The 22,067-nt window shown below is 63.7% G+C and carries 22 protein-coding genes and 2 pseudogenes; 17 read left to right on the top strand and 7 right to left on the bottom strand.

Annotated features, from left to right (window positions below):
* Window positions 1–148: 148 nt before the first annotated feature.
* From ABIA96_RS04360 to ABIA96_RS04350, 3 genes and pseudogenes are all read right to left on the bottom strand, one after another.
* Window positions 149–1,081 (bottom strand): alpha/beta hydrolase, encoded by a 933-nt coding sequence (locus ABIA96_RS04360; RefSeq protein WP_354136412.1) that lies wholly within the window; start codon window positions 1,079–1,081, stop codon window positions 149–151.
* A gap of 138 nt (window positions 1,082–1,219) precedes the next feature.
* Entirely contained in the window at window positions 1,220–1,717 is a 498-nt protein-coding gene (locus tag ABIA96_RS04355; RefSeq protein WP_354135803.1) for a hypothetical protein, read from the bottom strand.
* Between the two features lie 91 nt (window positions 1,718–1,808).
* Window positions 1,809–2,219, bottom strand: a pseudogene (locus tag ABIA96_RS04350) (DUF3606 domain-containing protein); the annotation flags it as partial.
* Between the two features lie 35 nt (window positions 2,220–2,254).
* Here ABIA96_RS04350 and ABIA96_RS04345 point away from each other — a divergent pair.
* Window positions 2,255–2,443, top strand: a complete 189-nt coding sequence (locus tag ABIA96_RS04345; protein ID WP_354135802.1) for a hypothetical protein — start codon at window positions 2,255–2,257, stop codon at window positions 2,441–2,443.
* Window positions 2,444–2,485: 42 nt separating this feature from the next.
* Entirely contained in the window at window positions 2,486–2,626 is a 141-nt protein-coding gene (locus tag ABIA96_RS04340; protein WP_007597071.1) for a hypothetical protein, read from the top strand.
* Here the strand turns inward: ABIA96_RS04340 and ABIA96_RS04335 are convergent.
* Window positions 2,623–2,784, bottom strand: a pseudogene (locus ABIA96_RS04335) (ATP-binding protein); the annotation flags it as partial. The gene ABIA96_RS04340 and the pseudogene ABIA96_RS04335 sit on opposite strands and share 4 nt — an antisense overlap.
* Window positions 2,785–2,927: 143 nt before the next feature.
* On the opposite strand from ABIA96_RS04335, the gene ABIA96_RS04330 reads away from it, so the two are divergent.
* Entirely contained in the window at window positions 2,928–3,515 is a 588-nt protein-coding gene (locus tag ABIA96_RS04330) for a peroxiredoxin-like family protein (RefSeq protein WP_354135801.1), read from the top strand.
* Window positions 3,516–3,518: 3 nt separating this feature from the next.
* On the opposite strand, the gene hydA is transcribed toward ABIA96_RS04330, so the two are convergent.
* On the bottom strand, window positions 3,519–4,973 hold the full coding sequence (gene hydA / locus ABIA96_RS04325) for a dihydropyrimidinase (RefSeq protein WP_354135800.1): 1,455 nt from the start codon (window positions 4,971–4,973) through the stop codon (window positions 3,519–3,521).
* 299 nt (window positions 4,974–5,272) lie between these two features.
* On the opposite strand from hydA, the gene ABIA96_RS04320 reads away from it, so the two are divergent.
* From ABIA96_RS04320 to ABIA96_RS04305, 4 genes are all read left to right on the top strand, one after another.
* On the top strand, window positions 5,273–6,334 hold the full coding sequence (locus ABIA96_RS04320; protein WP_354135799.1) for an amidohydrolase family protein: 1,062 nt from the start codon (window positions 5,273–5,275) through the stop codon (window positions 6,332–6,334).
* Window positions 6,335–6,405: 71 nt separating this feature from the next.
* Window positions 6,406–7,518, top strand: coding sequence for an amidohydrolase family protein (locus ABIA96_RS04315; RefSeq protein WP_354135798.1), 1,113 nt, complete (start codon window positions 6,406–6,408; stop codon window positions 7,516–7,518).
* Between the two features lie 5 nt (window positions 7,519–7,523).
* Window positions 7,524–7,937: a Rieske (2Fe-2S) protein gene (locus ABIA96_RS04310; protein ID WP_354135797.1), complete on the top strand. Its 414-nt coding sequence runs from the start codon at window positions 7,524–7,526 to the stop codon at window positions 7,935–7,937.
* Window positions 7,938–8,009: 72 nt separating this feature from the next.
* Window positions 8,010–8,216: a hypothetical protein gene (locus ABIA96_RS04305; protein WP_354135796.1), complete on the top strand. Its 207-nt coding sequence runs from the start codon at window positions 8,010–8,012 to the stop codon at window positions 8,214–8,216.
* 79 nt (window positions 8,217–8,295) lie between these two features.
* Here the strand turns inward: ABIA96_RS04305 and ABIA96_RS04300 are convergent, their stop codons facing one another.
* Window positions 8,296–9,141 carry an SDR family NAD(P)-dependent oxidoreductase gene (locus ABIA96_RS04300; RefSeq protein ID WP_354135795.1) on the bottom strand — a complete coding sequence of 282 codons (846 nt, stop codon included), beginning with the start codon at window positions 9,139–9,141 and terminating at the stop codon, window positions 8,296–8,298.
* Between the two features lie 185 nt (window positions 9,142–9,326).
* Between ABIA96_RS04300 and ABIA96_RS04295 the strand changes: the two genes are divergently transcribed.
* The 4 genes from ABIA96_RS04295 (at window position 9,327) to ABIA96_RS04280 (ending at window position 14,482) form a co-directional block, all read left to right on the top strand.
* Window positions 9,327–10,823 (top strand): aldehyde dehydrogenase family protein, encoded by a 1,497-nt coding sequence (locus tag ABIA96_RS04295; protein WP_354135794.1) that lies wholly within the window; start codon window positions 9,327–9,329, stop codon window positions 10,821–10,823.
* A gap of 120 nt (window positions 10,824–10,943) precedes the next feature.
* The gene (locus ABIA96_RS04290) at window positions 10,944–12,071 is read left to right on the top strand and encodes an alkene reductase (protein WP_354135793.1); all 1,128 of its coding nucleotides are present in this window, start codon (window positions 10,944–10,946) and stop codon (window positions 12,069–12,071) included.
* A gap of 137 nt (window positions 12,072–12,208) precedes the next feature.
* A complete protein-coding gene (locus ABIA96_RS04285; RefSeq protein WP_354135792.1) occupies window positions 12,209–12,712 on the top strand; it encodes a GFA family protein in 504 nt (167 codons plus the stop codon).
* A 108-nt stretch (window positions 12,713–12,820) separates the two neighbouring features.
* Window positions 12,821–14,482: a thiamine pyrophosphate-binding protein gene (locus tag ABIA96_RS04280; RefSeq protein ID WP_354135791.1), complete on the top strand. Its 1,662-nt coding sequence runs from the start codon at window positions 12,821–12,823 to the stop codon at window positions 14,480–14,482.
* Window positions 14,483–14,623: 141 nt separating this feature from the next.
* Here the strand turns inward: ABIA96_RS04280 and ABIA96_RS04275 are convergent, their stop codons facing one another.
* Window positions 14,624–16,003, bottom strand: coding sequence for an LLM class flavin-dependent oxidoreductase (locus ABIA96_RS04275; RefSeq protein WP_354135790.1), 1,380 nt, complete (start codon window positions 16,001–16,003; stop codon window positions 14,624–14,626).
* A gap of 287 nt (window positions 16,004–16,290) precedes the next feature.
* Here ABIA96_RS04275 and ABIA96_RS04270 point away from each other — a divergent pair, with 287 nt between their 5' ends.
* The 6 genes from ABIA96_RS04270 (at window position 16,291) to ABIA96_RS04245 (ending at window position 21,959) form a co-directional block, all read left to right on the top strand.
* Entirely contained in the window at window positions 16,291–17,685 is a 1,395-nt protein-coding gene (locus ABIA96_RS04270) for a M20 family metallopeptidase (protein ID WP_354135789.1), read from the top strand.
* 91 nt (window positions 17,686–17,776) lie between these two features.
* Window positions 17,777–18,688: an amino acid ABC transporter substrate-binding protein gene (locus ABIA96_RS04265; protein ID WP_354135788.1), complete on the top strand. Its 912-nt coding sequence runs from the start codon at window positions 17,777–17,779 to the stop codon at window positions 18,686–18,688.
* Between the two features lie 120 nt (window positions 18,689–18,808).
* The gene (locus tag ABIA96_RS04260) at window positions 18,809–19,540 is read left to right on the top strand and encodes an amino acid ABC transporter permease (RefSeq protein ID WP_354135787.1); all 732 of its coding nucleotides are present in this window, start codon (window positions 18,809–18,811) and stop codon (window positions 19,538–19,540) included.
* Window positions 19,541–19,544: 4 nt separating this feature from the next.
* Window positions 19,545–20,237 (top strand): amino acid ABC transporter permease, encoded by a 693-nt coding sequence (locus tag ABIA96_RS04255; protein ID WP_354135786.1) that lies wholly within the window; start codon window positions 19,545–19,547, stop codon window positions 20,235–20,237.
* 8 nt (window positions 20,238–20,245) lie between these two features.
* Entirely contained in the window at window positions 20,246–20,977 is a 732-nt protein-coding gene (locus ABIA96_RS04250; protein ID WP_354135785.1) for an amino acid ABC transporter ATP-binding protein, read from the top strand.
* Window positions 20,978–21,098: 121 nt separating this feature from the next.
* A complete protein-coding gene (locus tag ABIA96_RS04245) occupies window positions 21,099–21,959 on the top strand; it encodes a D-amino-acid transaminase (RefSeq protein ID WP_354135784.1) in 861 nt (286 codons plus the stop codon).
* Window positions 21,960–22,067 lie beyond the last annotated feature (108 nt).

The following is a 22,067-nucleotide window of genomic DNA, read 5'->3' as shown; positions in this document are numbered from 1 at the left end:
GCACCTCCGCCTCTGCAACGCTCCCGATGCTCTGTGTTTCTCTGGCGTTTGCCGCCTCATCCACGCGACAGGAGTCCGTGGTCGTTCCAGCGTGGCTCACGCGAGGCCGCTGGCCGGTCTGTTCAGCCTGACCAACGTCACGCGCCCGCTACGGCAGCCCCCGCGCCTCCAACTGCCGCACCAGCAACAGTGTCGGCTCGGCAAGACTATCGCCTGAGCCATCCAGCCCGAACGCGGCCGCGATGCCGTCGCGGCTGCGCAGCAGCGTGGTGCGCGGGCAGTGTCCGGCGCCGCAGAGTGTCTTCTTCAGGGTTTCGCCCTGCGCGACGAGGTTCGCGGGATCGTTGGCGGCCCAGGCCAGCACGATCGGCGCGTCGACATTCAGGATGCCGGGAAACACCGAGCGCTTGTCATATTGAGCGGTATCGGCGCCGAGATAGGCCTTCTCGCTGTCACTGGCGTCCTTGCCGGCGCGATAGATGCCGGACACCAGCACCACGGCAGCGACATCGGCGCGGTCGGTCTGGAGCTCGGGATGCGCCAGCAGCGTCGCGACGTGGAACGCGCCGGCACCATAGCCGACTGCGACGATCTCGCGCGCGTCGCCGTTGAACAGATCGATATTGCCATGGATCCAGGACAATGCCGCCGCCACGTCGGTTGCGCCCATCGGCCAGGTCGCGGCCGGCGCCAGGCGGTAGTTCACGCGCACCCCGATCATGCCGTTGCGCGCGGCAAAGCACATCGCCTCGTCCTGGATGTCGCGGGACAGGTCCGGCGCGCCGCGGTCGCCGGCAAAAGTGTCGCCGGCCACGAACAGCAGCACCGGCCGGGGCGTGTCCGCCTTGGTGGCCTCGCTGATCGCGACGTCGAGCACATTGGCTTCGCTGTCGCCATAGCGCAGGCCACGCGAGAAGGTGACCTGCTCGCACAGGCGCGCGACGCCGCCGGCCGTCGTGTCGCTATCGGTGAGGCCGACCCGGACAAGTTCGGACGGCGCCGCCGGCCGCACCGGCACCGGGCCATGCGCGGAGGCCGCTGTCACGGTCAGAACAAGCAAAAATGCGAGACAATTCTTCATCATCGTCGGTGCCGGCCTTAAGCGCTTCATATTGGTGCGCCGGTTTGGCCTGTCTTTTCAATTCGCCTTATTACTTTGTCTTGTTGGTTCATCTTGCGGCGATTTCACGGCACCTTTGGTTCGCCTCGCACGCCCCGTTCAATTTGCCGGCTGGAACGTGCAATCCGCCCCGCTGCCGTCCTTCTGCCTGATCGCGTTGGGGTCGATCGTGCAGCTCAGCTTGCTCAGGCTCTCGAAATTCGATCCCGCCGCGCCATCGGGCGGAATACCGGCCAGCGCCTCGGTCGCGAAGATCTCATTGGCCGTGGATCCGTTCACGTTCCTGACCTTCTTGCCGAAGGCGACCTCGCAGTTGCGCAAGGTGATGTCGACATTGCTGGTGCGGCAGACGATCCTGTCCGCGGTCACCACGATCGGCTTCTTGTAGGGAATGTCGGCATTGGCGGCGAACAGCATCGCCACCGCCTTCTTCTCGGCGCCCGACAGGAGCGGCGACAGCGGCGCGATCACGCCCGCCAGCGCCAGCGCGGTGGAGCCCGAGATTTTCGAAGGAGCAGCACCGGGCGCACCCGCGACGTGTGAGGCGCCGGCCATAAGCATGGCGCCGGCGAGGCAGGCCGACATCGTGAGTTTCATGGGCGTCTCTCCCTGGAAGGATCGCGGCCGCCGCCACCCTGCGCGGCGGCAGGCAGGACAGCTGTTCGAAGGTCTGGCTGGCTATTTTCCGCGAAGCGGACTTCTTCTTGGCTGTCTTCTTCGCGGGCTTCTTGGCCGCCTTCTTCTTCGCCTTCTTCGCGGCCTTCTGGGCGATCAGATACGCCTCGACCTTTTTGGACGAATGGCCGGCGGCGGCGACGGCGGCCTTCAGCCTGGCCGGGGTGATCTTGAATTTCTTCGACCAGTAGCGCACTTCATAGGCTTCGCCGAGCGCGATCCGGCTCTTGTCGGCGGCGCGGTGCTTCTGGAGCTTGATGTACTCCTCGACCTTGCGTGCGGAGTGGCCGACTTTCTTGACGGCGTATTTCAGCTTGGCCGGCGTCACCTTGAATTTCTTCGACCAATAGGCGACTTCGTATTTCTCGGTGAGCGCAATCAGCTTGCGGTCCGCTCCGCCCCGCTTGGTCCTGTCGTCGGCCATGCTTTTCTCCTGCCCTGGATCACGTGCATCGTAGCATGCAATCGGATTTTGCGGCGCAAGATGCGGGGCGCACGGCGATTGCGCGGGCGGCGGTTTTGCTGCGTCAGGTCAAATGGTTGTGGAGCGCGACCGGCCTCGTGTCTGCAAAATCGTTCTACTGTGCATGGGGTTGTTTCGACTTTTTTGCCATTCGCGCGTCCGTGATGGAACCTAATGGCGGCTGAAGCGACTTATCCATGACGCGGGGAGTGAAGTGCGAGGCTGTCATGGCAGAGAAGCATACCGCCGATCCGGCAGAGATCATGCGGGCGACCGGTCATCCCGAGCTGGAATACGCCGCCGGCTGGACCATCGCCGGTCTGGTCACCATCGGCACCATTGTCGCCGCCTGGGTGTTTGCAATCTAGGCCGCGGGAAACTGAAGCTCGAAGGCGACGCCGACGTCGGTCGGCTTCAGCCTGATCGAGCCGCCATGGCTCGCCATCACCGCGCGCCCGATCGCGAGCCCGATGCCGGTGCCGCCTTGGTCGCGGCGGGCGGTGAAGAACGGGTCAACGATCCTGTCGACACGCAGCAGTGGATGCAGCCTGAGGAACTTCGGCAGGCGCGGGATGATGTGCGGCCCTGCAAGACAAACTCGACGCCCTCAAAGCCGACTTCGAGGGCGGTCGTTTCCCCCTCAAGCCAACGAGGGAGGCGCTGGACGCGATGCATCGTGCCACCGCCGAACTGATCGCGAGCGGTCAGGCGCAGCGCGCGAAAAAGGCCGGCGATGCCGCGCCTGAATTCATCCTGAAGGACCCCGATGACAAGCCGGCGTCCTCGCGCGACCTGCTCGCGAAGGGACCGCTGGTCGTGTCGTTCTATCGCGGTGTCTGGTGTCCATACTGCAACCTCGAGCTCCAGGCGCTTCAAGAGGCGCTGCCGGAGATCGTCGCGCGGGGCGCCGGCCTCGTTGCGATCTCGCCGCAGACGGCGCCGAACAGCCGCAAGTCCGAGCGCGACAACAAGCTGTCGTTCCCAATCCTGAGTGACGTCAGGAGCGAAGTCGCCGACGCCTTCGGCATCCGTTTCGCTCTCTCTGGCGAACTGGTCTCGCTCTATAAATCCTTCAAGAACGACCTGCCGATGTTCAACGACAATCCGGCTTGGGTGCTGCCGATGCCCGCGCGCTACGTCATTGGGCGCGACGGCATCATCGCCTACGCGGAAGTGAATCCGGACTACACGCACCGGCCCGATCCGTCCGAACTCCTGCCGGTGCTCGACCGGCTGCGGGCGGGCAAGGCGGCCTGATCGTTACGGCGTCACCGCTCCGCGTGGCACTGCGCGCGGGGCGGTCAGCTCTTTCCATGTCGAATTGGCGACATGCACCGGCGAGAAGGCGGGTCGCTCGATATAATGCCCGTCGCCCGCCTCGGCGCGCAGATCGCCATCCTTCCACACGATACGACCGCGCGAGAGCGCCGCGGCGGGTCCGCCGGTGCAGGCAAAGCCTTCGAACACATTGTAGTCGATCCGGCTCATCTGCCGCTTCGCGCTGATGGTCTTGCTCGCCTTGGGATCCCACACCACGATATCGGCATCCGAGCCGACGGCGATCGCGCCCTTACGGGGATAGATGTTGAGGATGCGAGCGATGTTCGCCGAGGTCACCGCAACGAATTCTTCCCTGGTCAGTCGCCCCGTGGCGACGCCGGCAGTCCATAGCAGCGCCAGGCGATCTTCCAGTCCGCCGGTGCCGTTCGGGATATTTCGAAAGTCGCCAAGGCCGAACCGCTTCTGCTCGGTGGTGAAGGCACAATGGTCAGTCGCAACCACTTGCAGCGAGCCCGCTTGCAGGCCCGCCCACAGACTGTCCTGATGTGATTTGTCGCGGAACGGCGGCGACATCACGCGCTGCGCGGAATGATCCCAATCCTTGTTCTGATATTCGCCGGCATCGAGCAGCAAATGCTGGATCAACGGCTCGCCGTAGACGCGCTTTCCGGCGGCGCGCGCCCTCGCGATCGCCTCATGCGCCTCGCGGCAGCTGGTGTGCACGATATAGACCGGCGCGCCAGTCATGTCGGCGATCATGATGGCCCGGTTGGTGGCTTCGCCCTCGACTTCCGGTGGCCGCGAATAGGCGTGGCCCTCGGGGCCGGTGACGCCGCGTGCGATCAGTGCTTCCTGCATCAGGGCGACGACGTCGCCGTTTTCCGCGTGGACGACCGGCATCGCGCCGAGATGGGCGCAGCGCGCGAACGAGTTGTAGAGCTCGTCATCGTTCACCATCAGCGCGCCCTTGTAGGCCATGAAGTGCTTGAAGGTGTTGATGCCGTAGGTTTTGACCACGGTCTCCATCTCGTCATAGATCTGCTTCGACCACGACGTCACCGCCATGTGGAAGCCGTAGTCGGTCGCCGCCTTCTCGGATTTGTGCCGCCACTCCTGGTAGGCCGCGAGCATCGACTGGCCGGGACTGGGCAGGCAGAAATCCACCACCATGGTGGTGCCGCCGGTCAACGCCGCCTTGGTGCCGGACTCGAAATCATCGGCGGTGACGGTGCCCATGAACGGCATTTCGAGATGGGTGTGCGGATCGATGCCGCCGGGAATGACATAGGCGCCGCCAGCGTCGATGATTTCCGCACCCGTTGGCGCCACGATCGAGGCGCCGACCGCAACGATGGTGTCGCCCTCGATCAGAACGTCCGCACGGCGCGAATGATCATGATTGACGACGGTGCCGCCGCGGATGAGGAGGGACATGGGAACTCCGAGGGAGAGGAGAGGAGAGAGGACGGAACGCGGCGAAGGCTAAGCGCGTCGCTCGCGATGCGACAGGCGAAATTTTAGTCAGTCGCCGCTCCCGCCACCAAGACCGCGATTCCGCTGGATGCGCCCGCCTGACTTGATACCGCGTTTGCGAAATGCAACCGAGCCATGACGGATCGCGCAGGCCCGCGCCCTTGCGCGTCGGCACCTGCCGGAGCACTCTGCCGAGGCGGCGCACAAAAAGAACGCCGCCAATAAAGATGAGCCCACAAGATCTTGGCGAGGAAGCATCCATGGCGGCGACGCGGATCGACTGCGACATCCACCCGGCGGTTGGTGGGACGCGTACGACGCTGCTTCCTTATCTCAGTGACCACTGGAAAGAGCAGGTGGTGAGCCGCGCCATCGACGGCCTCGACCTCACCTCCTATCCGCCGAGCATGCCGTTTTCTGGCCGCTCCGACTGGCGGCCGGCCAATGGCACGAAGCCAGGCTCTGATCTGGCGATGGTGCAGAAAGGCGCCTTCGACCAATTGGGCGCGAGCCACGCGATCCTCAACGTGCTCTACGGCGCCCAGGCCGTGTTCGATTCCTACATGGCGGCAGACTTCTGCAAGGCGATCAACGATTGGATCGCCGCCGAATGGCTCGCGCGCGATTCCCGCTTGCGCGCCTCGATCGTGGTGCCGATGCAGGCGCCTGACCTGGCCATCGAGGAAATCGAGCGCCGCGCCGGCGACAACCGTTTCGTCTCCATCCTGGTGCTGGCGCAGGGCGAGACGCTGCTGGGCCGGCGGCATTTCTGGCCGGTCTATCAGCTCGCTGAAAAGTACAAGCTGCCGCTCGCAATCCACGCCGGCACGCAATATCGACAGGCACCGAGCTCGGCCGGCTGGCCCTCGCATCGCTACGAATATTACTTTGTCGAGGCGCAGGCGTTTCAGGCGCAGATCCTGAGCCTGATCTACGAAGGCGTGTTCGGCAAATATCCCGATCTCAAGGTCGTGCTGATGGAGTCCGGCGTCAGCTGGCTGCCGGCCTTCATGTGGCGCGCCAACAAGACCTGGCGCGGCGTGCGCGTCGAGGTGCCCTGGGTGGAGCGAGAGCCCGCCGCGATCATCCGTGACAATTTTCGCGTCACCATGCAGCCGTTCGATGCGCCGGGCGACGCCAAAAGCGTCGAGGAGATCATCGACCAGATCGGCTCCGACAAGATGTTCCTGTTCGCGTCCGACTATCCGCACTGGCAGTTCGACGGTGACGATCCGATCCCGCCGCACTTGCCGAAGAGCATCATCGACAAGATGTGCGTCGACAATCCGCTGGAGACATTTCCGCGGTTGTCGCTCAACTAGTGCATGATCCGGAAAAGTGGAGACCGGTTTTCCGATAAGATCATGCGCAAACAAAGAACTTGGAGGTTCGCATGAATGAAGTCATCGACCGTCCGCTGCGTGACGACGAGAAACCCGCCGCCGCGCGGCTGCGCATCGTCGATTGCGACGTGCATCCGAGCCTGCATTCCTTCGACGACCTCAACGAGTTCCTGCCGAAGCGCTGGCAGCAGCATCTGAGGGAATATGGCAGCCATCTGCGCACGCCTTATCTGTTCACGACGCCCTATCCGCGCTCATCGCCGCTGATCGCGCGGCGCGATGCCTGGCCGCCGACGGGCGGGCCACCCGGTTCCGATCTTGCTTTCATGCAAAAGCAGCATCTCGATCCGCTCGATGTCGAGTTCGGGATCTTGCAGGTGCTCGATCTCTTCATTTTCTCGCAGCAGAATCTCGAATTCGGCGCCGCGATCCAGCGCGCCATCAACGACTGGCAGCCGGCGTTCTGGTCGCACCGGGACCCGCGCCTGAAGGCCTCGATCCTGGTCGGGCAGGACGGCACGGATCTGGCGATCGCCGAGATCGAGCGCTGCGCGAAAATCGGCGAATACATCCAGATCAATGTCTCGCCGCGCGCCAACGAGCCGCTCGGCCGCCGCCGCTACTGGCCGATCTACGAGCGCGCGCAGGCGCTGGACCTGCCGCTCGGCATCCATGTCGGAGGCTATGGCGGCCACGCGCCGACTGGCGGCGGCTGGCCGTCCTATTATGTCGAGGAGCACCAGTCCAACGCCCACACCATCGCGGCGCAGCTAGCGAGCCTCGTGATCGAGGGCGTGCCGGAGCGCTTCCCGAAGCTGAAGTTCGTCTTCATCGAAGGCGGCTTCGGCTGGATCCCGTCAGCGGTGTGGCGGATGGACCAGCATTTCGAGCGTTTTCGCAGCGAGGTACCGCATCTCAAGCGCAAGCCGTCCGAATATGTCCGCGAGCAATTCTGGTTCACGACGCAGCCAATCGACGAGCCGGACGAGGCGCGGCATCTGCGCTCGCCGATCGAATGGGTCGGTATCGATCGCTTGTTGTTTTCGTCGGACTATCCCCACTGGGATTTCGACGATCCGCGCTTCGCGTTCAAGACGCCGCTGACGGAGGCGGAGCGGAAGAAGATATTCAGCACCAATGCGCGTGCGGTCTACAAGTTCTGATCACCATGGCCCGTCACATCGTCGCGCGCACCACGGAGATCCCGCCCGGCGGCAACAAGGTCGTCGACATCGCGGGCCGCGATATCGTCGTGTTTCATGTCAATGGCGAGTTCTTTGCACTGCTGAACCGCTGCCCGCACGAAGGTGCGCCGCTGGAAAAGGCGGCCTGCGTGGCGCGGCTGACCTCGCCCGAGCCCGGAATCTACGAGCGCTCGCGCGTCGGCGAGATGCTGCGATGTCCCTGGCACGGCTGGGAATTCGACATGCGCAACGGCCAGTCCTGGTTCGATCCAAAACGCGTCAAGATCCGGTCGTATCCGGTTGCGGTGGAACGCGGCGACGAATTGCAGAAGGGCCCGTATGTCGCCGAAACGTTCCCAGTGCATGTCGAAGATAGTTATGTGATCGTCGAGGTTTGAGCCGGCATTGCCGATTGAGATTCGAACGCAGATGCGATATGGCTCTCGCGTTTTCAGAGGCGGAGACGAGCTTTGTCGAAACAATCCCTGCGTGAAGAGGCCGAGCGCCTGATCCGCGAATCGATGGAAAAGAAGACCATCGTCGTCAAGCAGGGCGCCACCCGCATCGAGGCCGTCTGCGGTAAGTGCGGCGCGCCAAACCGGATCCAGGCGGAAAAAGGCCAGAACCGCGTCAAGTTCGCCTGCAAGAATTGCGGGCACCAGCAGGAAACGCTGTAGGCTTCTTATTGCCGAGGCAGCCCTCACCACTCCCTCGCCCTGCAAGAACGGGGCGAGGGAGTGAGACAGCGGTGCAAGCCTAATCCCCCTTCACGAACCTGGCGAACGCATCCCCATAGTCCGGATGCCAGCGCGACAGCGGCGGGCGGTTCTCGACGATATCGCCGGCCGCCCAGAGCATGCGCTTCTCGTCGAGTGCGCGCGGCACGTCATTGTCCGGGCAGAGGATGTAGAAATCGCCGGCCTCCAGCCGCCCGATCATGAAATCGATGGTCTGCTCCGGCGTCCATGCGCCGGCGGGCTTTTCGGTGCGGCCCTTGGCGGTGAGCCCTGTGAACACGAAGCCGGGGATCAGCAGATGTGCTGTGATGTGGCAGTCTTTCGTGTTGCGCAGCTCGTGCTGGAGCGCCTCCGTAAACGCCTTCACGCCGGCCTTGGAGACGTTGTAGGCGGGATCGCCGGGTGGGGTGGTGATGCCCTGCTTCGAGCCGGTGTTGATGATCAAACCGGCCTTGCCGCGCGCGATCATAGGGGCTGCGAAGATGCGCGCGCCGTTGATGATGCCCCACATGTTGACGCCGATGATGCGCTGCCAATGATCCGGTTCGCCGAACAGTGTGCTGCCCGGCTGGATACCGGCATTGTTCATGAGCAGGTCCGTGCCGCCGAAATGCGCGCCCACGGCGCGTTCCAGTTCCGTCACGCTCTCGGCCCGGCTGACATCGACCACGGACGTCATCACATTCGCAGGCCCTGCGATCAATGACAGTTTTGTTGCGGCCTCTGCCAACCGTCCCTCGTCGACGTCGACGATGCACACTCTCATCCCCGCGCGCGCAAACGCTGTTGCCGCCGCAAGACCGATGCCGGATGCGCCCCCGGTGATCACGGCGACATTGCCTTTGGCGATGACGGGATGCGGCATGGCTGTTCTCCGGGACGGGCTGTGGTCGAGCTATAACATGGCGCCCGAGCGACCCTGCACAAGTCGGCATGGGAGGTCTTCGTTCCAGGCCGACTTTACGCCTTTCCGGCGCCGCTGTATTCTGTTTGACCTAACGATCCTGCCCAAATCGAACTCAATCAATCGTCTACCTAGGGAGTGCAGCCATGGCTGTGTCGCAGGCTATTCCGATCACGCGCCATCCGTTCGCCAACGGGTCCTACAAGCAGATGCTGATCGACGGGAAGTGGGTCGATGCTGCCTCGGGCAAGCGCTTCGAGACCCATAACCCTGCCACCGGCGAACTGCTCGCAACCGTCGCCGAGGGCGACAAGGAAGATATCGATCGCTCAGTCGCGGCCGCCCGCCGCGCGTTCGAAGGTCCCTGGAGCAAGGTCAAGCCGTTCGAGCGGCAGAACCTGCTGCTCAAGCTCGCCGACCTCGTCGAGAAGAATTTCGACGAATTGTCGCAGCTCGACACGCTCGACATGGGTGCGCCGCTGAGCCGCACCCGTGCCTATCGCCTGCGCGCCGTCGGCATGCTGCGCTATTACGCCGGCCAGACCACCGCGATCCATGGCGAGACCATCGAGAACTCACTGCCCGGCGAAATCTTCTCCTACACGCTGAAGGAGCCCGTTGGTGTCGTCGGCGCCATCATCCCCTGGAATGGCCCGCTCACCGCGACGCTCTGGAAGATCGGGCCTGCGATCGCGACCGGTTGCACCGTGGTGCTCAAGCCCGCCGAAGAGGCGCCGCTGACCTCGCTGCGCATCGCCGAGCTCGCGATGGAAGCCGGCATTCCGCCCGGCGTCGTCAACGTCGTGCCCGGCTATGGCGAAACCGCGGGCGCCGCGCTCGCCTCGCATCATGACGTCGACAAGGTTGCCTTCACCGGCTCCCACGTCACGGGACAGTCGATCATCCGCGCGTCGGCCGGCAACCTCAAGCGTGTTTCGCTCGAACTCGGCGGCAAGTCGCCGGACATCGTGTTCGCGGATGCCGATCTCGATGCGGCGGTGCCGGGTGCCGCGATGGCGGTGTTCGCCAATTCGGGCCAGATCTGCAGTGCCGGCACGCGTCTGTTTGTCGAGCAGTCGATCTACGAGGAATTCGTCGGCCGTGTCGCCGAGTTCGGCAAGAAGCTACAGGTCGGCAACGGCCTCGATCCCAACACCCAGATAGGCCCGCTGGTCTCCGAGCAGCAACTCGAGCGCGTCACCAGCTATCTCGACATCGGCCAGAAGGAAGGCGCCAAGGCGCTCGCCGGCGGCGGCCGTGTCACCGAAGGCGCGTTGTCAAAGGGCTTCTTCGTCTCGCCGACGGTGTTCGCGGGCGTCCAGGACAACATGCGCATCGCGCAGGAGGAGATTTTTGGTCCTGTGATCTCCGCGATCGCGTTCAAGGACATGGACGAGCTCGTCAAGCGCGCCAACAACACCACGTTCGGCCTCGGCTCCGGCCTGTGGACGCGTGACGTCACCAAGGCACATGCGGTCGCGAAACGCTTGCGCGCCGGCTCGGTGTGGGTGAATTGCTACCAGGCGATGGACCCGGCCGTGCCGTTCGGCGGCTACAAGATGAGCGGCTATGGCCGTGAGTCCGGCAAGCAGCACGTCGAGGAATATCTCAACGTGAAAGCTGTCTGGATCAAGACGGCGTAAGACCTATCCTCTCCTGCGTTCCGCGCGAGGGAATATCTGCTTTTGGTAGGGGCGGCGCCTTTTCCGGCGGCCGCCCCTCGCTATATGATCCGCATCCTTTCAAAGACATCCGGGGACTACATGAAATTCGAAGCGTTGTTTAGACCGTTGCAGGTCGGTCCGTACAAGCTCGCGCATCGCGTCGCGATGGCGCCGCTGACGCGCATGCGCGCCGAGCGCGAGAGCTTTTCGCCGCGGCCGCTCAACGCCGAATATTACGGTCAGCGTGCGACGTCGGGCGGTCTGCTCATCGCCGAAGCCTCGCCGGTGGTTTCGCACGGCCGTGGCAATCCGGCGACGCCCGGCATCTATTCGGAGGCGCAGATCGCCGGCTGGCGCAAGGTGGTCGATGCCGTGCACGCCAAGGGCGGCATCATCTTTCTCCAGCTCTGGCATGTCGGCCGCGTCTCGCACTCGTCTTATCATGGTGGCCAGCTGCCGGTTTCGGCCTCGGCGATCGCGATCAAGGCCGAAGGCATGAAGGCGATGACCGCCGACGGCAAACTCGCCGAATACGAGACGCCGCGCGCGCTGGAGATCGACGAGGTCAAGGGCGTGGTCGAGGCGTTCCGGCAGGGCGCGAAGAATGCGCTCGCCGCCGGCTTTGACGGCGTCGAGATTCACGGCGCCAACGGCTATCTGCTCGAGCAGTTTTTGCAGTCGCGCAGCAACCAGCGCACCGACCAATATGGCGGCTCGATCGAGAACCGGACCCGCCTGCTGCTCGAAGTGACACAGGCTGCGATCGACGTCTGGGGCGCCAACCGCGTCGGCGTGCGCCTGTCGCCGCACGGCATTGCGAACGATTCCCGCGAGCCCGACCCGATGCCCCTCTATACCCACGTGGTGAAGGCGATCGACAAGCTCGGTTTGGCCTATCTGCATTTCATCGAACCGCGCTCCAGCGGCGCGGGCCGCGCAGATGTCCATTGGGAGAACGTGCCATCCGCGATGGTGCTGTTCCGCCCGCACTACAGCGGCGTGCTGATGACAGCCGGTGGGTTCACCGGCGAAACCGCGAATGCCGCGATCGCCGACGGCCACGCCGACATTATCGCCTTCGGCCGCATCTTCATCTCCAACCCCGATCTGCCGCGCCGGCTCGAGCACGACCACCCGATTACGCCGTACAACCGCGCGACGTTCTATGGCGGGGAGGAGAAGGGGTATACGGATTATCCGGCTTATGACGAGCTGACACCGGCTTAGGGACCTTCGTAGCCCGGATGGCGCGCAGCGAAATCCGGGTTTCGTCCCGCGTGTCCAAGGCCCCGAATTGCGCTTCGCTCCATCCGGGCTACGGAGCTATTGTGGTGCTCTCGCAGGAAGACGGAGAGCAACGCACCATGGCCAAAGCCGCAGTCGCCGCAGGAATAGCTACCGGCCAATGCCTCTGCGGCAAGGTCACCTTCGAGATCGACATTCCTGCGCGCTGGGCCTGGCACGATCACTCCGCCGCCAGCCGTCGTGCCCATGGTGCGGCCTACGCGACCTATGTCGGCAGCTGGAAGAAGCGGTTTCGCGTCACCTCCGGCAAGACCGCGCTGACCCGCTACGAGGACAAGGCGACCAAGACCGCGCGCAGTTTCTGCGCCCATTGCGGCACGCCGATCGCCTATGAGCGCCCGCGCGGCCCGCATATGGTCAACATCCCCCGTGCGCTGTTTCGGGAGCGCACCGGGCGCCAGCCGCTCTATCACATCGCGATCGAGGAGCTGCAGGAATGGACCTATACCGGCGAGCCGCTGGTGCCGCTGAAGGGCTTTCCCGGCGTGGTCTGGCAGCGCTCGAAAAAGAAGAAGCGTGCGGGCGGCGAGGATCCGTTTGAGTTGGGGCGCGAGGAGATGTAGCGCGCCGTGCCCGCGCAACGCAGCCATGACCGCGCTTCCTTGCGCGCCTCCTACGATTTCGGCCATCATGCGGCGGTCCTTGCGGCAACGTCCGCTCCTGGAGGAAATATGAAGAACAAGATCACCGGCCGCTCCGCTTTTCTCGCGCTACTCAAGGACGAGGGCATCACGCATCTGTTCGGCAATCCCGGCACCACCGAGCTGCCGATCATGCATGCGCTGAAGGACCATCCTGATCTCACTTATGTGATGGCGATGCAGGAGAGCCTGGTCGTGGCGATCGCCGATGGCTACAGCCGCGCCTCCGGCAAGCTCGTTGCCTGCAACGTCCATGTCGCGCCCGGGCTCGGCAACGCGATGGGCTCGCTCTACAACGCCCAGTTCACGGGCACGCCGATGATCCTGACCGCGGGTCAGCAGGAGCAGGGCCATGGCTTGATGGAGCCGGTGCTGTATGGCCCGCTGGTGCGCATGGCCGAGCCGCTGGTCAAATGGGCGGTCGAAGTGACGCGGCTGGAGGACCTGCCGCGCATCGTGCGCCGCGCCGCAAAAGTTGCGATGACGCCGCCGACCGGACCGGTGTTCATCTCGCTGCCCGGTGACATCCTCAACAGCGAGGCTGGCATTGATCTCGGCCGCTCCACGCGCATTGACGCGCGCACAAAGCCGTCGGACGAAGCGCTGAGGGCGTTTGCCGCGCGGCTGCTGAAGGCCGAACGCCCTGTCATCGTCACCATGGACGAGGTGGTCAAGAGCGACGCGCTGAAGGAGGCCGCCGAACTCGCCGAACTGCTTGGCGCCGCCGCCTATCAATCCTCGACGCCTTATGGCTCGCACTTCCTCTCCGAGAGCCCGAGCTTCGTCGGCACGCTGGCCCGTGTGCAGAAGATCGCGCGGGATACGCTGGCGCCTTACGATCTGCTGATCGCGCTTGGCGGCGATCCCGTGCGCATGTCTGTCTATAGCGAGGTCGAAGCGCTGCCTGACGGACTCGGTATCGTGCAGATCGGTCTCGTCGACTGGGAGATCGCGAAGAACTACGGCGCGGAGATCGCGCTGAAGGCGGATTTGAAGGAAACGTTGCGCGCGCTGATCCCGGTGCTGAAGGAGATGGGTGGCGCGACACTTGCGAGCCGCGCCAGGCAGCGTCTCGCCGAGCTCGCGCCGAAGAACTGGACTGCGCGGCGCACCGCGCTGGTCGAGCAGATCGGCAAGAGCGCGGGTCGTGCGCCGATCGATCCGGATTTTCTGGTGCTGCAAATGGTCGATGCGATGCCTGACCATGCGATCCTCGTCGACGAAGGGCTCACCTCCAGTCGCCAGATCACCGCGCTGCGTCCGCACCGCGACCGCTATGGCTATCACGGTCTTGCCTCCGGCGGCATCGGTTGGGGCTTGCCGGCCTCGGTCGGCGCCAGCATCGCCAATCCGGACCGCCCCGTCGTGTGTTTCTCAGGCGACGGCAGCGCGATGTATTCGATCCAGTCGCTGTGGACCGCCGCGCACCACAAGCTGCCGCTCAACGTCGTCATCGCCAACAATGGCGGCTACCGCATCATCAAGCAGCGCTTGCTAGCGTTCCATGGCGACGACAATTACGTCGGTATGGATTTCGTCGATCCGCCCGTGGATTTCACCGGCGTCGCGAAAGCGCTGGGCTGCGAGGCGATCAAGATCAGCGATCCCCGCGAGCTGAAGGCGACGTTGGCGTCGGCGTTCGGCCGGCCGGGGACGAAGCTGATCGAGGTGATGGTGGACGGGAAAGTGTAGGGCAGTCTGCCCACCGCCGTCATTGCGAGGAGCCCGCGACAAAATTGCGAAGCAATTTTGCGCTGGTGCGACGAAGCAATCCAGGCTGTCTCTGCGGAGGGGCTTCTGGATTGCGTCGCTCCGCTCGCGATGACGAGGAGCCTACCCCTTCTTCCCCACCCGATACCCCGCCGCCGGATGCGGTGCATCGAGCCGCGCGCGGCCATCGCCGAACAGCTTCTCCCGCAGCGTGCCCTTCGCGTATTCCGGCTTGTATCGTCCGCGCTTGGTCAGCTCCGGCACCAGCATGTCGGCGATGTCCTCGAAATCGCCGGGCGAGATCGCAAACGCGACGTTGAGGCCGTCGACATCGGTCTTCTCGAACCAGTCCTCGATCTTGTCAGCAACGCTTTCGGGCGTGCCAACCACGACCGGGCCGGCGCCGCCGATGCCGACATGCTCGATGACGTCGCGCACGGTCCAGACGCGATCGGGGTCGCCACGGGTGACGTTGTCCAGTGCGCTGCGACCGGCATCGTTCTGGACGTGACGGACCTGCTGGTCGAGTTCGTAGCCGGAGAAGTCGATGCCGGTCCATCCCGACATCAGGGCGAGGGCGCCTTCCGGATTGATATGCGACCGGTAGTCGGCGCATTTCGCTGCAGCTTCGGCCTCCGTGTTGCCGAGGATGATCGTCATCATGTTGAACATGAGGATCTCGGCGGGGTTGCGGCCGAGTGCGGCGGCCTCCTGGCGGATCGCAGAGACGCGCGGCGCAATGATCTTGGCCGAAGGCCCCGACATGAACACGCATTCGGCATGCTTGGCCGCGAACTGCCGGCCGCGCGGCGAGGTGCCGGCCTGGTAAAGCACAGGCGTGCGCTGCGGCGATGGTTCGCTCAGATGGATGGTGTTGTTGATGCGGTAGTTCGCGCTCTCATGGTTGACGCGATGAATTTTGCTGGGATCGGTGAAGACGCCGCGCTTGCGGTCGCGCAGCACCGCATCGTCCTCCCAGCTTCCTTCCCAGAGCTTATAGACGACCTCCATATATTCGTCGGCGATGTCGTAGCGGTCGTCATGTCCGGCCTGTTTCTCCTTGCCGGCGCCACGCGCGGCACTATCGAGATAGCCGGTGACGACGTTCCAGCCGATCCGACCCTCGGTGAGATGGTCGAGCGTCGACATCCGCCGTGCGAACGGGTAGGGCGGCTCGAAGGAGAGATTGCTGGTGACGCCGAAGCCGAGATTCCTGGTCACCGCCGCCATCGCCGAGAGGAGCAGCAGCGGCTCGTTCGACGGCGTCTGTGCTGCATTGCGCAAGGCTGCGTCAGGGCTGTTGCCATAGACGTCGTAGACGCCGAGCACGTCGGCGAGGAACAACCCGTCGAAGCGGCCGCGTTCCAGCGTCTTGGCGAGATCGATCCAGTACGGCAGGCGGTTATATTCGGCGGTGCGGTCGCGCGGATGGGTCCATAGCCCCGGTGACTGATGCGCGACGCAATTCATCGCGAATGCGTTGAGCCTGATCTGCTTGGCCATGCTGGTCCCCCGGCGCCCTGTACTGAGCGCTCTTCGAATGATAGATGTGCGCCCCAACTTGGCGAAGTTCTTGCATATAACCGGCCCTTGGCAAGGGCAAAAAAATATAAAGGCTTCGATATTGGCAAGGCCAAAATCAGCGGCGCTTCAGGCCTTGGCAAGCCAATCTCAAGAGAGCAAGAACGAAATCCCAAGACGATCTAAAAGAACGACCCTACTCCCCGCCACTTTCGACGCGCAGTGTAGCTCGCTACGTTTGATCGCCTCGAAACCTTGAAAAGCAAACAATGACCAGAGACGACGCCATCGCCCGCGCCAGGGATGACTTCAAATCCGGTGCGTTCCTCGCTGAACTCGACCGCCGCGTCGCCTTCAAGACCGAGAGCCAGAATCCGTCGCGCGGGCCGGAGCTGCGCGCCTATCTGGAACAGGAGATGATGCCGGCCTTTGCGGCGCTCGACTTTACGAGCCGCCTGGTCGAATCCCCGAGCGGCAAGGCGCCGTTCCTGTTTGCCGAGCACCACGAGGGTGCGTCGCTGCCGACCGTGCTGATTTACGGCCATGGCGACGTCGTCGACGGCATGGAGGGCGAGTGGCGCGACGGCCGCGATCCCTGGCGCACGACAACAGCCGGCATTCGCCTCTATGGCCGCGGCACCGCCGACAACAAGGGCCAGCACAGCATCAACATGGCGGCACTTCGCGCCGTGCGTGAGGCCCGTGGCGGCAAGCTCGGCTTCAATGCAAAATTCATCGTCGAGATGGGCGAGGAGATCGGCTCGCCTGATCTGGGCAAGGTCTGCGACCTCAATCGTGACGCGCTCAAGGCAGATCTGTTCATGGCCTCCGATGGGCCGCGGCTGTCGGCGGATCGGCCGACGCTGTTTCTGGGCTGTCGTGGCGGCATCCGCATCCATCTCGACGTCAATTTGCGCGATGGCGGACATCATTCCGGCAATTGGGGCGGCGTGCTCGCCAACCCCGCGACCATTTTGGTCAACGCGATTTCAACGCTGGTCGACGGCCATGGCCGGCTTCAGCTCGATGCACTGAAGCCGCCGCGGCTCACCAACCAGATCCGCAGCTATCTTGCCGATGTGCAGGTCGTGCCGACCGAGGATGAGCCCGCGCTTGCGGAAAACTGGGGCGAAGACGGCCTGTCCGCGGCCGAGCGGCTCTATGCCTGGAACACGCTGGAAGTTCTGGCGATGTCGTCGGGCAATATCGAGAAGCCGGCCAATGCCATTCCCGGTCACGCCAATGCCGTGCTGCAACTGCGTTTCGTGGTCGGCACCAAGGTCGATGGCCTGATCGACGCTGTTCGGGCGCATCTTGTCGGACGCGGCTTTCCGATGGTCGAGGTGAGGGCGGCCCAGAGCTTTGCAGCCTCGCGCACCGATTTCGACAGCCCCTGGATCAAATGGGCAGCTGATTCAGTCCAAAACACCACCGGCAAGGTGCCGGCGGTGCTGCCGAACTTCGGCGGCTCGCTGCCGAACGATGTGTTTTCCGAGATTCTGGGCCTGCCGACGATCTGGGTCCCGCATTCCTATCCCGGCTGCTCCCAGCATGCGCCCAATGAGCACATCCTGCTGCCATTGACCGAAGAAGCCTTGACGGTGATGGCCGGCCTGTTCTGGGATCTCGGGGAGTTACCAAGGCCGCTGACCTCAGCCGGTTAACTTGAGCCGCGATCCAGCCGAAAGTTACATTCTATTTCGGCCTGATTTGTGCTTGCATCCCGCCGCATCATCCTGAAAGAGGAACAAAAAAGTGAGACATTTCCGTAGCATCGGGCTCGCGCTCGCCGCGACCTTCGCCGTCAGCCAGGCTGGGGCCCAGGAGCTGACCGGCACGCTGAAGAACATCAAGGACACCGGCGCCATCACGCTGGGCTTCCGCGATTCCTCGATCCCGTTCTCCTATCTCGACGACAACCAGAAGCCCGTCGGGTTCGCCATGGACATCTGCTACAAGATCGTCGACGCCGTGAAGAAGGAGCTCAAGCTCGACAAGCTCGAGGTGAAGCTCAATCCGGTCACCTCGGCCACGCGTATTCCGCTGATGGCGAACGGCACCATCGATCTCGAATGCGGCTCGACCACCAATAATGTCGAGCGCCAGAAGCAGGTTGCCTTCACCAACACCCACTTCCTGACCGCCAGCCGCTACGTCTTCAAGAAGGCGAGCGGACTGAAGTCGATCGACGACCTCAAGGGCAAGACGGTGGTCTCCACTGCCGGCACCACCAACATCAAGCAGCTGACCGAAGCCAACGTCGAGAAGAAGCTCGGCGCCACCATCATCCCGGCCAAGGATCACGCCGAAGCCTTCCTGATGGTCGAGACCGATCGCGCGGTCGCCTTCGTGATGGACGACATCCTGCTCGCCAGCCTCGTTGCCGGCTCGAAGACGCCGGGCGACTACGTCATCTCCAAGGATGCGTTCTCCAAGCCTGAGCCCTATGCCATCATGCTGCGCAAGGACGACGCGCCGTTCAAGAAGGTCGTCGATGCGGCAACCGCTGCGCTCTACACTTCCGGTGAAGGCCAGAAGATCTACGACAAGTGGTTCATGGCCAAGATCCCGCCGAAGGGTCTCAACCTCAACACGCCGATTTCGCCCGAGCTGAAGCACGAGTTCGCGAAGCCCTCGGACTCGCCGAACCCGGACGATTACAAGTAAGATCGAACCTCGACCCCTTGCGGTCGGGATCATGTCCGGCCACTCTTGACACCAGAGTGGCCGGACATTTGCATAGACGCCCAATAGCTCTCTGACGGGGCGCGTTCGCGCGGGGGACACGTGAACTACCATTGGAACTGGGGAATTTTCTTCGAGCCGAACCCGATGGGGACCGGCACCTATCTCGACCTGCTGCTGTCGGGACTGGTGCTGACCCTCGAAACCGGGGTGCTGGCCTGGATCATCGCCCTGATCACCGGTTCGATCGTCGGTGTGATGCGTACGCTCCCGTCGAAGGGCGCTAACTGGTTCGGCTTCGCTTACGTCGAATTCTTCCGCAACATGCCGCTGCTGGTGCAGCTGTTCCTGTGGTTCTTCGTGCTGCCGGAATTGTTGCCGAAGGCTGCCGGGCTGTGGCTGAAGCAACTGCCGAACGCGCCGTTCTGGACGGCGGCGATCGGCATCGGCTTCTTCATGTCGGCGCGCGTCGCGGTGCAATTGCAGGCCGGCATCGGCTCGCTGCCGCGCGGGCAGAGGATGGCCGCGACCGCGCTCGGGCTGACCACGATGCAGGGCTATCGCTATGTGCTGCTGCCGATGGCGTTCCGCATCATCCTGCCGCCGCTGACCTCCGAGTTCCTCAACACCATCAAGAACACCGCGGTCGCCATCACCATCGGCCTCTTGGAGCTGACCGGCCAGGCCCGCTCGATGCAGGAATTCTCGTTCCAGGTGTTCGAGGCCTTCACCGCCGCGACCCTTCTGTATCTCCTCGTCAACGCCGTCGTCGTGACCGCCATGCGCTTCCTCGAGCGCTACGTCGCGATCCCCGGCTACATCACGGGGAAATAGCACGATGTTCAGCAATTTCGATTTCGACGTCATCATCCGCGCGCTGCCCTATCTGTTCTACGAGGGCATGAGCTTCACGTTGATGCTGACGGCGCTCTCCGCGCTCGGTGGCCTGATCTTCGGCACGGCGATCGCGCTGATGCGGCTCTCCGGCTACAAGACGCTGGGGCGCATTGCCGGTCTCTATGTCGACTTCATGCGCTCGCTGCCGCTGGTGCTGGTGATCTTCTGGTTCTACTTCCTGGTGCCCTATATCGGACAGTGGCTGACCGGCGCCTCGCGCCCGATCGGCGTCGGCGCGTTTGCGTCCTCGCTCATCACCTTCATCATGTTCGAAGCGGCCTATTTCTCCGAGATCATGCGCGCCGGTATCCAGTCGATCTCGCGCGGGCAGCCGGCCGCCGCCAACGCCCTCGGCCTGACCTATGCGCAGACCATGCGCTACGTCGTGCTGCCGCAGGCGTTCCGCAACATGCTGCCGGTGCTGATCACGCAGACCATCGTGCTGTTCCAGGACACCTCGCTGGTCTACGTGTTGTCGATTACGGATTTCCTCGGTGCGGCCAGCAAGGTCGCACAGCGCGACGGTCGTCTGGTCGAGATGTACCTGTTCGCCGCCGTCGTCTACTTCACCATTTCCTGTATCGCGTCCTTCGGCGTCCGCCGCCTCCAGGCACGCATCGCCATCCTTCGCTAGGGCCCGTCATGATCGAAATCAGCCACGTCGATAAATGGTACACCCCGACCTTCCAGGTGCTGACCGATTGCTCTACCAGCGTCGCCAAGGGCGAGGTCGTTGTGGTCTGCGGCCCGTCAGGTTCGGGCAAGTCGACGCTGATCAAATGCGTCAACGCGCTGGAGCCATTCCAGAAGGGCGACATCAGCATCGACGGGATAAAGGTCAACGACTCCAAGACCAATTTGCCAAAGCTGCGCTCGCGCGTCGGCATGGTGTTCCAGCACTTCGAACTGTTCCCGCATCTGAAGATCATCGATAATCTCTGCCTCGCGCAGCAGAAGGTGCTCGGCCGTTCCCACGACAAGGCGACGGCGAAGGGTATGCAGCTGCTGGAGCGAGTCGGCCTGACGGAGCATGCACAGAAATTTCCCGCGCAGCTCTCAGGCGGCCAGCAGCAGCGCGTCGCCATCGCGCGGGCGCTCGCCATGGACCCCATCGCCATGCTGTTCGACGAGCCGACCTCGGCGCTCGATCCGGAAATGATCAGCGAGGTGCTTGACGTCATGGTCGATCTCGCCCGCGAAGGCATGACCATGATGGTCGTGACCCACGAAATGGGCTTCGCCCGCAAGGTCGCCAACCGCGTGATCTTCATGGACCGCGGCGAGATCGTCGAGGACGCCCCAAAGGACGACTTCTTCGGCAAACCCCGCAGCGACCGCGCGCAGAAGTTCTTGTCGAAGATTTTGTCGCATTAGCTTCGCCGTCAGGGGGCGCGACGCAGTCGCGCGCCCCGGGACCGCGAAGAGGAGGGTTTATCGGGCGCGCCAAATCTCCTATACCGGAGGCAATCCCGCCTTTCCCGCCTGGAGACCTGCCTTGGACTCGATCGCCTACGTCAACGGCTCATTCGTCCCGCTCTCCGACGCCAAAATCTCGGTGCTCGACCGCGGCTTCCTGTTCGCCGACGGCATCTATGAGGTCTCGGCCGTGCTTGACGGCAAGCTGGTCGACAACGCCTCGCATCTGGCGCGGCTGGAGCGTTCGGTTGGCGAGATCAAGCTGAAGCTGCCGGAGACGGTCGAGCGCATCACCGAGATCCAGAAAGACCTTATCGCTCGCAACAAGGTTGCGAACGGCCTCGTCTACCTCCAGGTCACGCGCGGCGCCGACAAGGGCCGCGACTTCGCTTTCCCCAAGGGCGACGTCAAGTCGAGCCTGGTGATGTTCACCTCCGAGAAGGACATCATCAACGCTGCCTCGGCCAGGACCGGCATCAACGTCATCACGGTGCCTGACATCCGCTGGGAGCGCCGCGACATCAAGAGCGTGGCGCTGCTGGCGCAGGTGCTGGCGAAGCAGGCGGCAGCCGAGGCCGGTGCCGGCGAGGCCTGGATGCTGGAAGACGGCTACGTCACCGAAGGCGGCTCGTCGTCAGCCTTCATCCTCACCAAGGACGACGTCATCGTCACCCGCAAGAACTCCAACGCGATCCTGCCGGGCTGCACCCGCAAGGCCGTTGTCGCGCTCGCCGAAGAGCGCCAGCTCCGCGTCGAGGAGCGCTCCTTCACTGTGGAGGAGGCGCTGGCCGCGAAGGAGGCTTTCGCGACGTCGGCCTCGCTGTTTGTCCAGCCGGTGGTGGCGATCGACGGCAAGAAAGTCGGCGACGGCAAGCCCGGCCCGATGGCCACGCGGCTGCGCGAGATCTATGTCGAGTTCGCCAAGGCGACAGCGGTTTAGGCCGCACATTGAGCTATCGGGTGGGCAAAGGCGCACATGCGCCGTGCCCACGTCTTCTATCGCTTTGCTGAAGAAGTCGTGGGCACGCTTCGCTTTGCCCATCCTACG

The organism is Bradyrhizobium sp. LB11.1, from assembly GCF_040549385.1.
GTDB lineage: Bacteria > Pseudomonadota > Alphaproteobacteria > Rhizobiales > Xanthobacteraceae > Bradyrhizobium.
This window is presented reverse-complemented; position numbering and strand designations above follow the sequence as displayed.

Coding starts and splice junctions, on each gene's coding strand:
- ABIA96_RS04300 (WP_354135795.1), bottom strand. CDS start 9,141: ATGCCGCATCCCGTCATCGCCAAAGGCAATGTCGCCGTGATCACCGGG.
- ABIA96_RS04320 (WP_354135799.1), top strand. CDS start 5,273: ATGGCGGCGACGCGGATCGACTGCGACATCCACCCGGCGGTTGGTGGG.
- ABIA96_RS04355 (WP_354135803.1), bottom strand. CDS start 1,717: ATGAAACTCACGATGTCGGCCTGCCTCGCCGGCGCCATGCTTATGGCC.
- ABIA96_RS04250 (WP_354135785.1), top strand. CDS start 20,246: ATGATCGAAATCAGCCACGTCGATAAATGGTACACCCCGACCTTCCAG.
- ABIA96_RS04340 (WP_007597071.1), top strand. CDS start 2,486: ATGGCAGAGAAGCATACCGCCGATCCGGCAGAGATCATGCGGGCGACC.
- ABIA96_RS04280 (WP_354135791.1), top strand. CDS start 12,821: ATGAAGAACAAGATCACCGGCCGCTCCGCTTTTCTCGCGCTACTCAAG.
- ABIA96_RS04285 (WP_354135792.1), top strand. CDS start 12,209: ATGGCCAAAGCCGCAGTCGCCGCAGGAATAGCTACCGGCCAATGCCTC.
- ABIA96_RS04315 (WP_354135798.1), top strand. CDS start 6,406: ATGAATGAAGTCATCGACCGTCCGCTGCGTGACGACGAGAAACCCGCC.
- ABIA96_RS04295 (WP_354135794.1), top strand. CDS start 9,327: ATGGCTGTGTCGCAGGCTATTCCGATCACGCGCCATCCGTTCGCCAAC.
- ABIA96_RS04360 (WP_354136412.1), bottom strand. CDS start 1,081: ATGAAGAATTGTCTCGCATTTTTGCTTGTTCTGACCGTGACAGCGGCC.
- ABIA96_RS04270 (WP_354135789.1), top strand. CDS start 16,291: ATGACCAGAGACGACGCCATCGCCCGCGCCAGGGATGACTTCAAATCC.
- ABIA96_RS04275 (WP_354135790.1), bottom strand. CDS start 16,003: ATGGCCAAGCAGATCAGGCTCAACGCATTCGCGATGAATTGCGTCGCG.
- ABIA96_RS04345 (WP_354135802.1), top strand. CDS start 2,255: ATGCAATCGGATTTTGCGGCGCAAGATGCGGGGCGCACGGCGATTGCG.
- ABIA96_RS04255 (WP_354135786.1), top strand. CDS start 19,545: ATGTTCAGCAATTTCGATTTCGACGTCATCATCCGCGCGCTGCCCTAT.
- hydA (WP_354135800.1), bottom strand. CDS start 4,973: ATGTCCCTCCTCATCCGCGGCGGCACCGTCGTCAATCATGATCATTCG.
- ABIA96_RS04330 (WP_354135801.1), top strand. CDS start 2,928: ATGCATCGTGCCACCGCCGAACTGATCGCGAGCGGTCAGGCGCAGCGC.
- ABIA96_RS04310 (WP_354135797.1), top strand. CDS start 7,524: ATGGCCCGTCACATCGTCGCGCGCACCACGGAGATCCCGCCCGGCGGC.
- ABIA96_RS04290 (WP_354135793.1), top strand. CDS start 10,944: ATGAAATTCGAAGCGTTGTTTAGACCGTTGCAGGTCGGTCCGTACAAG.